The organism is Neobacillus sp. MER 74 (assembly GCF_023714155.1).
The window spans coordinates 83,674-99,757 of the sequence record NZ_JAMAUV010000004.1 but is presented as its reverse complement, the minus strand read 5'-3'; the positions used below and the strand labels follow the sequence as shown (position 1 = coordinate 99,757).

Annotated in this window: 14 protein-coding genes; 2 read left to right on the top strand and 12 right to left on the bottom strand. The window is 39.2% G+C overall.

From position 1 onward, the window contains the following. Nucleotides 1–16: 16 nt before the first annotated feature. Nucleotides 17–985: a VOC family protein gene (locus M3610_RS09050; RefSeq protein ID WP_251458559.1), complete on the top strand. Its 969-nt coding sequence runs from the start codon at nucleotides 17–19 to the stop codon at nucleotides 983–985. 224 nt (nucleotides 986–1,209) lie between these two features. Here the strand turns inward: M3610_RS09050 and M3610_RS09045 are convergent, their stop codons facing one another. From M3610_RS09045 to M3610_RS08995, 11 genes are all read right to left on the bottom strand, one after another. Next, complete coding sequence (locus tag M3610_RS09045) at nucleotides 1,210–2,430, bottom strand: MFS transporter (RefSeq protein WP_251458557.1); 1,221 nt, start codon at nucleotides 2,428–2,430, stop codon at nucleotides 1,210–1,212. 83 nt (nucleotides 2,431–2,513) lie between these two features. After that, nucleotides 2,514–3,740, bottom strand: coding sequence for a Gfo/Idh/MocA family protein (locus tag M3610_RS09040; RefSeq protein ID WP_251458555.1), 1,227 nt, complete (start codon nucleotides 3,738–3,740; stop codon nucleotides 2,514–2,516). Between the two features lie 203 nt (nucleotides 3,741–3,943). Further along, the gene (locus M3610_RS09035) at nucleotides 3,944–4,774 is read right to left on the bottom strand and encodes an IclR family transcriptional regulator (protein WP_251458553.1); all 831 of its coding nucleotides are present in this window, start codon (nucleotides 4,772–4,774) and stop codon (nucleotides 3,944–3,946) included. A gap of 198 nt (nucleotides 4,775–4,972) precedes the next feature. Beyond that, nucleotides 4,973–5,650, bottom strand: coding sequence for an isochorismatase family protein (locus M3610_RS09030; protein ID WP_251458551.1), 678 nt, complete (start codon nucleotides 5,648–5,650; stop codon nucleotides 4,973–4,975). A 59-nt stretch (nucleotides 5,651–5,709) separates the two neighbouring features. After that, nucleotides 5,710–7,677, bottom strand: coding sequence for a TRAP transporter permease (locus M3610_RS09025; protein ID WP_251458548.1), 1,968 nt, complete (start codon nucleotides 7,675–7,677; stop codon nucleotides 5,710–5,712). Between the two features lie 47 nt (nucleotides 7,678–7,724). Further along, nucleotides 7,725–8,807, bottom strand: a complete 1,083-nt coding sequence (locus M3610_RS09020; protein ID WP_251458545.1) for a TAXI family TRAP transporter solute-binding subunit — start codon at nucleotides 8,805–8,807, stop codon at nucleotides 7,725–7,727. Between the two features lie 99 nt (nucleotides 8,808–8,906). Further along, nucleotides 8,907–9,170: a hypothetical protein gene (locus M3610_RS09015; RefSeq protein ID WP_251458543.1), complete on the bottom strand. Its 264-nt coding sequence runs from the start codon at nucleotides 9,168–9,170 to the stop codon at nucleotides 8,907–8,909. A gap of 2 nt (nucleotides 9,171–9,172) precedes the next feature. Then, a complete protein-coding gene (locus M3610_RS09010) occupies nucleotides 9,173–10,423 on the bottom strand; it encodes an aromatic ring-hydroxylating dioxygenase subunit alpha (protein WP_251458540.1) in 1,251 nt (416 codons plus the stop codon). A gap of 45 nt (nucleotides 10,424–10,468) precedes the next feature. Beyond that, nucleotides 10,469–11,212, bottom strand: coding sequence for a class II aldolase/adducin family protein (locus tag M3610_RS09005; protein ID WP_251458537.1), 744 nt, complete (start codon nucleotides 11,210–11,212; stop codon nucleotides 10,469–10,471). A 311-nt stretch (nucleotides 11,213–11,523) separates the two neighbouring features. Then, nucleotides 11,524–12,525: a PhnD/SsuA/transferrin family substrate-binding protein gene (locus tag M3610_RS09000; RefSeq protein WP_251458534.1), complete on the bottom strand. Its 1,002-nt coding sequence runs from the start codon at nucleotides 12,523–12,525 to the stop codon at nucleotides 11,524–11,526. 240 nt (nucleotides 12,526–12,765) lie between these two features. Next, nucleotides 12,766–13,572 (bottom strand): RQC domain-containing protein, encoded by an 807-nt coding sequence (locus tag M3610_RS08995; RefSeq protein ID WP_251458531.1) that lies wholly within the window; start codon nucleotides 13,570–13,572, stop codon nucleotides 12,766–12,768. A 169-nt stretch (nucleotides 13,573–13,741) separates the two neighbouring features. On the opposite strand from M3610_RS08995, the gene M3610_RS08990 reads away from it, so the two are divergent. Further along, nucleotides 13,742–14,371 (top strand): class I SAM-dependent methyltransferase, encoded by a 630-nt coding sequence (locus M3610_RS08990; protein WP_251458528.1) that lies wholly within the window; start codon nucleotides 13,742–13,744, stop codon nucleotides 14,369–14,371. A 136-nt stretch (nucleotides 14,372–14,507) separates the two neighbouring features. On the opposite strand, the gene M3610_RS08985 is transcribed toward M3610_RS08990, so the two are convergent. After that, nucleotides 14,508–15,884 carry an amino acid permease gene (locus M3610_RS08985; RefSeq protein ID WP_251458526.1) on the bottom strand — a complete coding sequence of 459 codons (1,377 nt, stop codon included), beginning with the start codon at nucleotides 15,882–15,884 and terminating at the stop codon, nucleotides 14,508–14,510. Nucleotides 15,885–16,084 lie beyond the last annotated feature (200 nt).

Genomic DNA, 16,084 nt, shown 5'->3' with positions numbered 1-16,084 from the left:
AATTGAGGTGAAAATTATGGAAAAATTTATTTATGCTCCAGAAATTGCAAAATTAGGTCACGTTGCATTAGTAACAGAGGACTTAGAAACATCACTAAGGTTCTTTAAAGAAGTAATCGGTTTAGAGGAAACACGTGCAGTTAATGGTACACACTATTTACGTGCCTGGGGTGACTTTGAGCACCATTCCCTTTCAATCAAAGCTGGAGAAAAGTCTTACATCGACCACATCGGATGGAAAGCAAAACGGCGTGAGGATGTTGGAACCTTTGCACTTCTTTTAGAAGATGCTGGCACAGATGTACGCTGGATTAAAGATGGTGAAGAAGCAGGTCAAGGAGAAGCGATTCGTTTTGAATTACCAAGTGGGCACCGCTTTGAAATTTATTACGATATGGAAAAACCAGCAGCTGAGGAAGGTCGTAAATCAGTGCTGAAAAATCAAGTATATAAATCTTGGGCAAAAGGTGTTTCACCACGACGCATCGACCATGTCAATTTGCAAACTTCAATGGATAATAATCGAATAGTAAACTACTTAACCGAAACATTAGGCTTTAAGCTTCGCGAATACTTCGTTAATCCAGATGATGAACAAGTAGCTAGCTGGATGAGTGTTACAAACTTAGTACACGATGTTGCGATGATGACGACGATAAATTCAATTGGACCCAATGAAATGCACCATATCGCCTACTGGCTAGATAACTCTCAAGACCTTTTACGTGCAGCTGACATTTTATGTGAAAATGAAGTTGGCTTTGTTGGACCTGGTAAACATGGTATTTCACAAGCGATGTACATTTATGTAAAAGATCCAGGCAGCGGCCTTCGTGTTGAAATCTTTACAAATAGTTATTTAATCTTCGAGCCTGATTGGGAGCCTATTAAATGGAGCTACGATGAATACCTTAAACATGGCTCTACCTATTGGGGCGATCGTCGCCGCGATGATGTAAATCGGGAACAACCAGTAAAAGCATAACTTAGTTTCCTGCCGTCACCACACATATCATTCACTCATAGAAGAACGACAAATCCCAAATTCTCAATTTTAATTGTGATAATTTGGGATTTTTTATATGACGCTACCCCTTGCTGGTACATCTAGTAGTGCATTTTTATTAACAATTTTTCCATTCAAAGAATTTCACATCAGTTCAAACATTAGAAGAATTAAGACTTCCCCTATTTATTTTGGGATATGTTTTAATTTGTTTTTTTCGCTAGTCTTTCTTTTTCATCTCTAGATGAAAAAGATAAATCACTTATACTATCATGTGCATTTCCATTTTCCACCTTCTGCAATCGAGTAAAAAAAGCTCCTAAAAGGAGGACAATCCCGGATACCATAAAAATAGCTGAAACCCCGGCTATTCTTCCCACTGCCCCAAAGAAAAAGGGCGAGACGAACTGGGAAGATCGGTTAAAGGTCAACCGTAAGCCCAATACTTCTCCCTGCTTATCTAGCGGACTTACCTTCATTGCATAAGCCAGACTAAGGGGCTGCCCTAATCCTAACCCAATCCCTAGAAAGACAGCGATGAGTCCGTAGAGAACTGGAAAATCACTTACATTCAATAACATAAAAGAAAGCCCGCTGATTATCAATGTGGAGGTTAAAATTTTACCCCGCCCAAAGATTTGCAATAGGCGAAATTGTATGAGACGAACTCCAATAGATGATGCGGCCACAAGGGATAAAACGATGCCGATGCTGCTAGCGTTCATTCCGACTCCAGTACCCAAAACAGGAAAATAAGCCACAAAAAGATCTTTTGAATACAATACTAATCCGCTGATAATAAGTGCTTTCCGTAAATTATCATGTTTTAGCATTTTCCATGAGGATGTTTTATTACCCGCTTTTTCTATTCTAGAGGCAACTGCACTTTTCCAGAATTTAATTGGTACAAGCAAGCAGCTGATTAAGACGATACCGACAATGACAGCAGCCATGGCGAACGTAAAGCGAAAACCAACGTACTCATACCCAAACCCGCTTGCGAGGGGCCCGATTAGCTCGCCTAGCGAACCTGTTAGGCTAAACATAGCAATAAGATTATCCTGGTTCCCTGGAAGGTTTCCAACCGTTTTTTGCAATGAAATGAGACAGCAAATTTGCGAAAAACCCATTAGTAATTGCGAAAAAAAAAGTGTTGGAACAATCGGGATGATGATCGGAATCAATACAGACACTAACAAACCAATACTTCCTAACAAACACATATGCCGAGCGCCGTATGCATCCAGCCACTTCCCAGCTTTAACGGCAAAAAGCATTGGAAAAAATGCATAAGCCGAAACCAAAATTCCAATGACACTCACGGATATACCTTGTGAATCGGCAAATAAAGAAACAATGGGTCGTGTTCCCTGCACTGCAATAGAAATTAACGTTTGAATGATTAAAAAGTAAGAAAGAACCACCCTTCCCTCACCTCATATAAAGGATAACAAGCTTCAACACCTGGTGTGTTGAAGCTCGTCTTGCACCCTTTTCCAAATTTTTATCAATATTTATTTCTCACTATTTGCTTAGATGAGTTAATAGCTACTTGATGCTTCAGGTAAATTTCCTTGCGTTCCCTGGCAGATTTCAGGACTGCTTGACAAACTTCTAAATTTGCTTTGCCCCATTTACCATCATGAATAGGAGGTTTATCAAAGGCAACCGCATCATATAGCTCGGCAATCATTACATCCCGCCCGGTTTCATTCCCAAGCTGAATCTCCACTTTATCGCTTTCTCCGTAAACGTACAACCCATTCGGTGATTGACGGATGTCGCCCCGCTCACAACTAACAACCGTTAATCCAAAAAACGGCTGATGAGCTTTTTCTTGATCATAGTTTTTTGCATGTTTTCCACCGTATCCTTTTAGACTTTTTAACCTCCTTTCCTCCTCACTGCTGCTCAATTGCTGAATAGCTTTACGAGAAGACCCGTAGCCTTGATCCCTTTGTGATGGACCACCTTCACCAATTCCAAACGTAAGTTCCGTAGTTAAAAAATGATCATATCCATTATAAACAGCAGTTGCTGCAGTACCATCTTCAAATTCTAAAAAGGCTGCATGGGCCCCTTCTGTCGGACGAGATTCATCCCACCGGCCAGCCATTGCACGGACACTTCTAAGCATACCTCCGCCAATATATCGAATAACATCAAACTGGTGAGAACCTTGTCGGTAGGTTACACCACCACCGAGCTCTGTATCTAGCTCTTCAGGTGTACGCGGACGGTACATCCAGTCATTATAATACCAATTGTTAATCATCCGCACCTTCCCAAGCGTACCTTTTTCAATAATTTCTCTTATCTTTCGTATAGGCGGTTCAAAACTAAACGAATGTCCGACGATCATATGAATCCCCGCCTGTTCAGCAGCCTGAATAAGCAAATCAGCCTCTTCAACTGATACTGCTAAAGGCTTTTCAACAATAATATGTTTTTTATATTGCGTTGCAATTCTCACATGTTCTACATGAAATTCCGTCGGACTTGCTATGTAAACAGCATCAACCTGCTCACTTTGACATAAGTCCTCTACACTCAAGTAATACTCAGCCTGATAATCCCCAGCAAACTTCTTCAACCGTTCTTCATTTCTACCGCTTGCTGCTGTAACCTTTACATTTGGGTGTTTTGCAATACTTGGAAGCAGGGCACTACCCGCATTTCCCAATCCGACAATCCCTATGCGGAGCAAATACGGATGATCTTGAAAATTCATCATTATATCATTCCTTTCATTTGTGATTAGTTGATAACTTTTTCATCTTTTTTCACAATACGGAACGCATTCCACTTTATTAACTTAAGAAAATTATAGCATTTTTTTGATTTTGTTTTCAATGATTGTTATAAATATTCTGAAAATAAAATAAAACTGCACGAATACCAATCTAACTTTGTATCCGTACAGTTTTTTATCGTTAATTACTGTGTTATTTGCATGTTGAAGCGACTTTGCGCACCACTGTCTCCCATGGATTCTGAAATCTTGTAAGCAGTATACATAACTTGCTTAATAATAAATGGCTTTCGATCTTCTGATAATCGATGGATTGGCCCAGCTGCTGTTAATCCACCAATAAGTCTTCTAGTATGATCGAAAACGGGTGAAGCAATCGCAAATGAACCTTTAAGTCGATCATCAATAGAGAGAACGAATCCTTGTTTGCGAATAATCTCAAGCTCATTTTCTAATACGATTTCCTCTATAGGCAATTGATTAAGCTTTTTCGCATCGGCAATAATTCTCTTACGTTCGGTTTCCTCCAGGTTTGCTAGCAGGATTTTACCGGAAGCCCCTGTCCATAAAACATTACGCTGGCCAACTTTGACAATATTACGAATTTCCTCTGAACTTTCCACCATTTCAATGCACACTCGTTGATCTGCTTCAATAATATTTAGATCAATTGTTTCTGACAATTCTTGAGATAGCCTTTTCATAAACGGTAATGCTGTGTCCCTTAAAGACATATTTCCACTCACCACAGCACCTAAATTAAATAGCTTAAACCCTAAACTGTATTTTTGGGTTTGTTTATCCTGTTTTATGTAGCCGCATATCGCCAGTGTAGCAAGCAAGCGATAAATGGTGCTTTTTGACAAATTTGTTTCGGCGGCCAGTTCACCTAATGATTTTTGCGGATTTTCAAGTGTAAAACATTCCATAATTCTCAAAGCTCTTTCCACAGATTGTACTGTTTGAATTGATTCTTTCATCAAAACTCCTCCGTCTCTAAAACCAATATGTACCAACACTTACCTCCTACGCAAGAAAATACCTAAATTAAACTATATATACATAATAGTTTATCATGTTTTTATGGGTAAGAGTTACTACTGCTTTTGGAAATGAACGGGTAATCAATCAAAAACCCTTTTAGGACCAGAGCTGTGGATTATCATTACCACAGTAGTTTAATATATAAAGAGTGAACTAGGTTCGACTGATTTTTAGAACGCACTCAATCTTAAATCAAGATGCCCTTTCACCTCACCAAGGCTCATAACATCTGCATATTTATGGTGAAGGTCAAACAAGCTTACTTTATGAGAAATAATACTACGGTCAAATGTACATTCTTCTACTATAACCGGATGAAATCCGTAAGAATAAGCATCTACAGCCGTAGCTCGAACACATCCACTTGTGCTTTCACCGCAAATAATTAAAGAATCAATGTCCATCCTAGTTAGGTAAGCGATCAATGGAGTTCCAAAAAAACAACTGGCGCGTTCCTTTTGAATGATAATATCGGTTGGTGCTGGTTGGAAAGCTTCATGTATTTCATAAGAGTTATCATGTACAACATTTCGCTGCCTATTTGTTGCTTGAATGCGATTTGTACCTTGTGTGGAGTAAATCAATGGTATTTGATGACTTCTAGCCAATGAAATCAATTGTTTTGTTGGCTCAATGGCATTCCAAGCATGAATCCCGCACGAACTTGGATACTTTTTCACCACATCTTTTACAGGCAAAGAACCACCTTCGTAGACCAGATTATAAAGATCGATCAGAAGCACAGCAGGCTTCATTCCAATGAACGTTACCCGTTCATATGATTGATAAATATCCCTCGTGTCAGAATCTATCACATCATGCCAACAATATTGTTTCACTTCACTCATTTCAAGCCTCCTTATCATAAAAAGTCTCCAGGTTTTAATCTGGAGACACATATTACCGCTTATGCTTCAAGAATATTGACATCCTCTGTATTCTTATCTGGGTTTAGGCTCTTCTTGGCTTTTATTCGATTCAGACTTATAATCGTTACAGTAATAATGAGTCCTATTACGTCACTAATCACCCCCGGTGCAATTAGTAAGATGCCGCCCACTAATAAGATCACTTGTTCCAACTTGTTCATTCTTGCTTTATACCAGCCTTCCACAGCAGCAGCAATCGCAATAACGCCAATCACTGACAGTACGATACTGGAAGCGATATCCCACCATGTACCTTTTAAAAGGATTCCTGGATCATAGACAAAAATAAACGGTAAAATAAAAGCGACAATCGCTAGTTTACAAGCATTCAGACCAATTTTTACCGGGTCCGCCTGTGCGATACTTGAAGCTGCAAATGCCGCCACTGCCACAGGAGGAGTGATAGCCGATAAGCAGGAGTAGTACACGATAAATAGATGGGCGTTCAACGCAGGTATATCCATATTGATCAATAATGGTGCCGCTAACACTGCCGTCAAGATATAAGCAGAAGAAACAGGCATCCCCATTCCAAAAATAACACATAAAACTGCCGTGGCTACTAATGTTAAGAATAGACTTCCAGCTGTTAGCGAGAAAATTAATGTTCCAAACTTGGAGGCAAGACCTGTCAGCATAATTCCATCAATCAGTATTCCAGCTGCTGCACAAGCCATGGTCACAGGGACCATTCGTTCAATCACTTCTTCAAAAACTAGGATCAATTTTTTATACCCGATCCGATATTCTGGTTTTAACCAGCTGCACACAATGACAATTGCCGTTGCCAATACAGCAGCCAAGGAAGCGGTCATTCCGTTCATAATGCCAATTACCAAGAATACGAGAGGAACTAGGTAGATCCAGCCTTCTTTAAACACATCGCTTATTTTGGGGATCTCTTCCTCTTTTAACGTAGGCATATTTTGTTTGATGGAACGGAAATGCACCTGTAAAAAGATTCCTAAATAGTAGAGTAAAGCAGGAACTGTCGCCGCTATCACGATTGCACCATAGCTGATTCCTGCATATTCAGACATCAAAAAGGCAGCGGAACCCATGATCGGCGGCAAAATGCTGCCACCTGTGGAAGCGGCTGATTCCACTCCTCCAGCAAATACGGGTGAATAACCCATCTTTTTCATCGTAGGAATATTAATCGATCCTGTGGTTAACACATCTGCAGTCGGACTGCCAGATATCATCCCAAACATTCCGGATGTGATAACCGTAATTTTGGCAGGTCCGCCAACACTTCTGCCTGAAATGGTTGCCGCTAAACGGAAGAAAAACTCTCCCCCTCCAGCTGCAGTAAAAAACGCGCCAAACAAAACAAATAGAAAAACATAGGTTGCTGCCACGCCAAGCGGCGTACCAAAAACTCCATTCGTTGTGTAGACCATATCATCTAAAAAGTGATTATAGTCTATTACGCGATGAGAATACGCGCCAGGAATATACTGCCCCCAAAAAACGTAGGCTAAAATAACGAGGACAACAGAAGTAAGTGTAAAACCCAATGTCCGTCTTGTTGCTTCGAGTGTTAATAGTACCGTCGCAATTCCTATTGCCATTTCTAACGGGGTTAACGGATTAAATAATGGGATACGCTTCAAATAAAGTTCAATATTCATTAAGAAGTAAACACCAATACCAAGTGACATTGCAGCCATAAAAATATCCAGCCATGTTGGCTTCTGCCCTTTCACTCTCTTCGTCGAACTAAATTGCAGGAAGGCAGCGGTTAAAACTAAAGGATAAAATACGGTGGTATATTGGTATAGATCCATTGTTCCAATTGCCCCAAGCCATACTTCAAAGATAGTCAAAATAATAGCCATCGTTAAAATCATTTTACGAAAGAAACCGGTTAGGACTCTTCGGTTGCCTTCCTTAAAAAATGCCCGGAATAGTCCCATTTCTTTTTCAACTTTTTGAGAACCCAATTAACTCCCACCTTCCTCGGTTCATGCAAATGGTCAGATATTAGAAATTACTTAATAGCCCCAATTTCTTTATAGAATGCTTCTGCTCCTGGAGCTAATGGAATCGCTCCAGTATCTGCCAGATTTTCTGCTGTCATGTTTTTCACAGCCGGGTGTAGAGCTTGAATGTTCTTTAAGTTGTCAACTAATGACTTGGCCATCTTGTATTGATCGGTAGCACTGACTTTGTCGCTGACTAAAATAATCCCGTTGATTCCCACTGTTTGTACATCTTCCTTCTGAAATTGATAGGTTCCTTTTGGAATGGTGTATGCATTTAACTTCCACTCTTTGCCTAGAGTATCGATGGTATCCTGATTAACAGACCAAAGCTGAAGGTCAGTCTGAACCGCATTTTCTTGGACTTTCGCGTCTGGAGCAAAAACAAAGTCAATCGTAATATCCATTCGGTTACTTCCCATTGCTTCCCAACGCTGTGAACTGCCTTCCCATGTGAGGGATCCTCCCCAATCTTTCAATTTTTTATCTGTAATTCCGTTTGCTTCAAGTGCTGTATTGGCTGCCAAGGAGTTCAGGTTTCCTTGTTGATTAATCGCAATCCTTGCAGGTACTTTTTTCTCAGCTATTTCCTTCAAACTTTTAACTTTGTACTTTTTCGCAAAGGCATCACGGACGGATATCTGCATGGATGCATTTTGGTAGATACTTCCAATCGCGTGCATATTTTCATATTTCTGGGCAAACGGTGGTAACCCTTTGATTGCTGCAATCCCTTCCACATCTTGAATAAGCCCAAGCTCAACTTGTCCCTCATCGACTAACTTAATATTTCCAGCACCGCTCCCTGGTTCATAGGTTGCCGCTGATCCCGGATAACTGTCAGCGAATGATTTGGAAACAACTTGACCAAGACCGGACCAAAAACCGCCTACTGAACCGCCAGCCAATGTCACTTTTATGGCATTGGTGTCTGTTTTATCAACTGGCTGGCTTTTCACAGTTCCAGTATTTGCAGCTGGTGAAGAGTTTGATTTTTGAGTCGACTCACCGTTGGAACATGCCACCATTCCAGTTAACAACGTACAGCCAATGATTGTAAGACCCCATTTAGAAAATTTAGTATTTTTCACGATTTCGCCCCCTGTTTTTTGGTTCTCAGTCCTTATTACTGGAATCGCTTTCAAAAACATATAGAGGATTACACCTTCCAAGGCGTATCCAAAAAAACCTTAATCTTCTTCTTCCAGCTCCATTGTTGTCAGTTGCTTTACCTCTGCTGACTCCCAAAGGTACCCGCAAGAATGGCACCAGCAAAAATATACATTTTGCTCTGATCTCCAATATTCCGTAATGAAACTGCGCGAGTCGCTCATCGACTGACCGCAATGGCTGCAGTAATTGACTGTTGGGGCAAATGTAGTGTCTCTCTCACCCTTTTGGATTAGGGAGGAATCGACAAATGGTTTGTCTTTCCCCCGCAGCATATATGTCATTATTACTTAACCCCCACTTTGTCAAATAAAGCGACTACATCGTCAATAATTGGTGAGAAACGCGTCTGGAATCTCTTAAATACACTTTCAAAGCCGTCACTGAAATGATGCTTTTTTCTCTCCAACGGCAGGACGATGATATGGTTATCCGCCTCATTCCGAATCGTTCCAATCGGGTCTTCCCCCTGTGCCACTTTTTCAATTTCCTTTTTAAGCATTTGCCGATAGAAAATGATCCCCTTATCCGTAGTCCCCAAACGTTCTTCCGTTCGGTCTGCGATTGTCCCCTGCGTAATCCAGCACATAATATCCTGTCCATCAATGTAATCGGTAATAAATTCGCCGTTTTCATCTCTGTAAGGAACATCATATAATGGAATTTCTTTTAAATGATCAGGAATTTCTACATCAAGTCCTGGTGCATACGCCATATACCAGATATGCCATGTGGTTTCATCATCAATCGGAACTCGGATCTGGAATTGATAAGACCCAAGACCGCCACTGCCAACCGCCAGCATAAAAGGAAATACGACTGGATGTCCGATGCGCCAATCATCACTGTCTTCTGACTGTCCTTCTAGCAATCTCCTTTTAACAACGCCATATTCAAATGGATCAAAAGCAATTTTGTTATGCTTGCGTTGGAAGGCCACTTCCTGTGTTTCTCCTTTTAAACCTGTTACATAAGCATGATAATGACCATGGAGCCACTCAGTATGGACGGGGTCAAGTGAATTTTCCATAATTTGCAGCCAGTTACAAGGGATAACCGCGCTGCCAATCATACGCACAGCATGCTCGACGACAAAGCCGTCAAAACGTGGAAGCAATGGTGCCGGTGCTGGACCGAGATAAGCAAAAATGAGTCCACCCATTTCCTCAACCGGATATGATTTTGTTTTAATCCGGTCTTTAAAGGTACTGGTATCTGGTTCATTTGGCTGCTCCGTACATTGCCCTTTTTGATTAAAGCACCATCCATGATACTGGCAGCGCAATCCCTCTTTTTGAGGCATTCCATATACTAAAGATACTTTTCTATGAGGACATCTCTCGTCAATTAAACCTAGATTGCCAGACAGGTCACGGTAAAGAACCAAATCTTCACATAAAACTCTGACTTTTTTTGTTGGCTTGTTTTCTAGTTCACTCACTGCAGCGACTGGAATCCAATAGCGGCGCATTAAATTTCCCATTGGTGTATCGGGTCCAACACTAGTTAACAACTCGTTTTGTTCTTGACTTAACATCTAAATGCCCTCCTATTATTCATAATCATAAGATTTACCCCTTACCTATTTAGACATCATTGTTTGTGGTGATTGTTCATTAATACCTTCTAAGATGCCTTGTTTTAATGCCCTTTGTTCATGGTAGGTCCATACTTTCTCAATAATACTTGGCTGCCAGGCTGTCTCTCTTGTTCGGACTAGATTATCTCCGGTTAGCACCCTAATCTCTCGTCCCAAGAGCAAAGCATCATATTGTTTTTTTGCATTTTCTTCAATAAATACTGATCGAGCGAAAGCCGCCTTTACACTTTCAGCGGCAACAACCGTTCCGTGATTACGCAGCTGAACAGAAATTTCCTTACCGATTGTTTCGGCTAATTCTGCTCCCAATTCCGCGGTGTTAATTAAACTTGATTTCTCATAAACAGGTACGTTGTCCACAAAGGATCCGATTCCGAAAACTGGCTTCATTGCCACATCTGCTATTCCAAGCACGGTTTGATAATGCGGATGGTTGTGAATTACACTTAATACGTCACTGCGTCTTTTATAGATTTCTGTGTGAATATGGTATTCGCTTGGCGGTTCTGAATCTCCCTCTAACAATTTTCCATTTAAATCACACATTACGATATCACCCACTGTAACAGATGCTCTGCTTGCTTTTCGGGAATTAATGAAAAAACGGTCAGTACCTGGAATCCTACAACTGACATGCCCATTCATATCCAGCAGTTCAACCGCTTCTAACATGCGTATTGCTTTTGCTACTTGAAGCTTTAACTCTTTTTCATCTACTTGCCCCATGATCTTTCCCCTTTTTAAAATTTTTTTGTCAAAAGGATTAAAATTATTTCATTAAACCGCTTTCATTGAGGTCTATAAAAACCACCAAGTTATCTTTTTGAGTAAAAATTTCGAACGTTCATAGTTTGTTATAATTCCATATAGCGGAACGCGTTCCATAATGTGGTTATTATGTTTTTTATTATACTGACAGTGAAAACCTTAGTCAATACTGAATATTATTTATTTTCTGAATTCATTTTTTCAAAAAAAGGTAGCAGCAGCTCTAATTGAACATAAAGACTAGCTTTATGGCCAAATAAGCTTTAAGTTTATAGTGTGTATGCTTCTAGAGTCGATTGTGCAAACAAATCCTCCGCACTTAATCGATTATTAATCATTCCTTGCTCATACGAATACGTAACAGCTGCTTCTAAAGTTTTTCGATTTTTCTCCAACCCATATGGCCAGAAATCTTCTCCCATTAATTGACGGGTATTTTCCCATTCAGAAACAAACCAAGGCAAAGTTACTTTTAAAGCTGCTGTTTGGTTAAATCCGTCATAAACTTTCTGCTTTGCTTCCACAAAAGCCGAATAAAGATTGGCAGCAACCCATGGATGCTCTTTCAGAATTTCATCCTTAATAGCAACAACATGCATAATTGGGAAGATGCCTGTTCGTTTATAGTAATCTTTTTCGATAGATACATTGTCTGGAAACAGCCGTTGCACTTTCGGCGACCCCTTTAAAAAACAGGATGGAGCTCGTGGAGCAATAAAAGCATCTATTTCTCCATCTTCAAGCATTTGATTTAAGGTTTGTTCTTCATTTATTGGCTGGATATTAATATTGTCTGGTAACGAGAGTTTTATTTTTTCAACTCGGCCCGGGGTCTCCTGTCCACCTGTAAACCAGTTCATTTCGGACGGATGAACACCATACTCATGTTGTAATATTCCACGAATCCAAAGGCAGGCCGTCAACTGGTACTCTGGAATTCCAACCCGTTTTCCTCTTAAGTCCTCCGCTTTTTCAATTCCAGAATATTTATTAATATAAATCCCTGAATGACGGAAACTTCGAGACATAAAAACAGGTATTGCCGTGAAGTTTGGAAAACCGCGGTCTTTAGCAATTAAATAAGAGGATAGCGATAATTCGGATACATCAAATTCCTGATGGCGCATCATTCTCCAAAAAGTTTCTTCAACCGGCATGTTCAGCCAGTTTAAATCAATTCCTTTTGCTTGAACAGTGCCATTGGTTAAGGCTTGAATTCGGTCATAATCCCAACACGCAAAATTTAAATGCAGCTTTGACAATTTGATCACCCTTTCCGTTTCACAATGCGAAATACATTCCACATCATGATTTGATTATACTGCTGATGTAGTGTTTAATCAATACTGAATATTAATTATTTTCAGAATTTATAGTTTAGAAAGAAAAACATCTTTAGTAAAAAACAAGCCAAAAAATCCCCAATCCTTAATTGGATTGGGGGGGGATTCCATATAGTTCAAAAAAACCAATCTCATAGAATGATTCAGGTAATTTATCCGATCCGCTGCTTAGTCAATAACTCTTGCCACATCATTACCACACTTTTGACATTTCCCTTCCAACACAATTCCACCAGAAAATTCTTTAACAGTATATTTCTCAATTTTAACAACATCACAACAATAACTACACCAAACATTTCGTTCTAATTGCCTCCGGAATTCTACAGGAATCGAAAGCCATTTTTTATTGGCAGAAAAAGAGACCAATTCTTGGTTTTCTTCTCTCTTCGGTTTTTCTTCTACTTTCTCCAATAAATCGATCACTTCTTGAATTTTTGTCCTAAGTTTTTTAAATTCAATCGTTTGCCATGCATTCAAGATTGTGATTAAATCTTTATTGCCTGAATTTGCGATTTTCTCTAATAATAGTAGAATTAAGCTTCGGTTCCGGTCTTTTAAGGTTTCAACAAATTCATATCTTTTATTTTCAGCAGCATCAATAAGCTTTTCCAATAATTCATCCGCATAGGTCTCGCGTTCAATGTTCCAGCCTTTATCCGTATAGACTAGCATTGGCAGTCTGCCGTCATACTTGATAGCTAAATAATGATGAAGAATTAGCCAGTCTATTTTTGCGAGAATCTCTTTTTGAGAATTACCTTTCAACGCCCCGTATACAGGGCTGTAGTCCAATCCTAATTCTAATAACTTTTTATCTTTTGACCCTGCTAGAATTTTGGCAAGCATAGCCCGGCCGCCACTCATGATTAAATCATCTGCCCCACGCAAAATGGTTTTAATTTCATTGTCTGGCACAGACTTAATTCCTGTTGGATTAAGCTCATACCTCACCTTATTTCCTTTTTTTACCATAATTATCCCTCATTTTAAAAAAACTCTTTTAATTTCTAGTATAGTACTTTCATGATATTTTATCGAAACTTTAATAGAAAATATGATTAGAATTGCTTTGTGTATCCATGGATATTATAATCTTTCAACAGGAACGATTTTTTAAGCAATTTGTAAAGGAGATTGAGTTATGACGGAATTTTGGGAATCAAGTTTTATCCAAAATCAAATGATGTGGGGATTCGAACCCTCAGACTCCGCAATTTTAACAAAGGACTTTTTCCTTGAAAAGAATGTAAAGGATCTATTGATTCCTGGTATTGGGTATGGAAGAAATGCAAAGGTTTTTTTGGACAACGATATAAATGTAACTGGTATTGAGATTTCAAAAACAGCGATTGAATTGGCAAGGCAAAATGGGCTTACTATTCCTATATTCCATGGTTCAGTAACCGATATGCCCTTTGATAATAAGCTTTATGATGGTATATTTTGTTATGCACTTATTCACTTATTAAATGATCGTGAGAGAGAGAAGTTAATTAAAGATTGCTATAGTCAGTTAAAGCCAAACGGTTATATGATTTTTACTACTATTTCAAAAGAAGCCCCCATGTTTGGAAAGGGTAAACAACTAGGGAAAGACTATTTCGAGATCATGAAAGGGGTAAAAATGTATTTTTATGATGATGACTCCATTAAACAAGATTTCGGGAAATATGGACTGATAGAATTTTCGGAAATTGTTGAACCACATAAGAATGCGGAAAATAAACCTCCATTTAAATTTTTAATGGTAAAATGTCAAAAGGTACTATAATTTAGGATTTGTCTGCATACAAAAATGCACTTACTTTGTAAAGTAATTTATATTTTTAAATGTAAAAAATGATAGGAGCCATTATGGCCCCTATCATTTTTTTATTGTTCACCTATTCTCTAAACTATGGATATGACTATACTACTTTATTCTGTTTTACTATCATGGTATCTTTTTCATTCACATTTTTAAACTTAAAGATGGAAATCAAAGATAGCACCGCTAAAACAACGAGACAAGTAATAATACTCACTCGATTCTGTTCATCTAACAAAAATATAACTGTTATGATGCTTAACGTAACGACTGTAATCGCAGTTACATATGGGAATCCCCACAATTTAAAGCTTGGTTCTTTAGGATAGGAATTGCGAAGTTTTAAATGTGCTAGACAAATACCAATCCAGACCAACGATACAACAAAACCCGGAACCGCCATTAATAAAGTAAATACCTTTTCCTGCGCAACAAAGGCAATCATGGAGCCGCCGACTAATATAATTGCTGTTAATATTAAACTGTATAATGGAACACCCTTTTTTGATACAAAAGAGAAAGACTTTGGAGCTTCCCCTTCAACCGCTAGGGAATGAAGCATCCGTGTACAACCGTATATACCGGAGTTGGCTGCAGATAAGACAGCTGTAATTAAAATAAAGTTCATAAGGTGAGCTGCCCCCTTCAGGCCGGCCATGGATAACACCTGAACAAAGGGACTCGCTTGACTGATGCCAATTTCATTCCAAGGAATTAAACCACAAATGACCAGAATTGGCAGCGTGTAAAACAAAATAATTCTCCAAACAAAACTTTTAATCACCTTAGGTAAAATCCGTTCTGCATCTTTTACTTCTGTGACTGTTAATCCTATTAATTCAGAACCTCCATAAGAAAACATTACGATTAACAGAGCTGTAAAGATTGACATCCACCCATTCGGGAAAAAACCGCCTTGCTCTGTAAAATTGTGAAGATAGTTGGATTGATTGCTTGGGATAACTCCAAATAGAATACCTGCTCCTAATATGATAAATACGATAATCATGGTGATTTTAATGCCTGCAAACCAAAATTCAAATTCCCCATAATTTTTAACATTCATCATGTTAATTCCAATAACTAAAGCGGCACAGCCTAAACTTAATTCCCAAAGAGGAATGGATGGAAACCAGTATTGCAAGAAGCTGCCTGCCACGACAATCTCGATCACACATACAGCCAGCCACATGAAACAATACATCCAGCCTATAACAAAGGAAGCACGCTTACCAAATGCTTTCTGAACAAAGCCTTTCATATTTGTGTTTGGATAGACGATGGCCATTTCTGCTATAGCTCCCATAACAACAAGAAGCAATAGTCCTGCGAACATATATGTAAAGATAACACCTGGTCCTGCTATTGATACGGTTTCTGCACTACCTTTAAAAATCCCTGTCCCTATTGCTCCTCCCATGGCCATCATACTTATATGCCGCGGCAACAACTTCTTTTGCAATGATGCATCTTTCATTAACTAGTCCTCCTAAACTCTTTTAATTAATATACTAGAACGACAAGATCAAAATGAGCTATCAACGGTTTTCCTTGATGGTAACGAACTTGTCCAACCGGATAAACCTTTAGTGCAAACGCTTACACATTTTGCCGTTGTTCTTTTTTGGAAATTTGATTGCACCCACGCCTCAGGTGAGGTCCGATTTATTTTCGGGA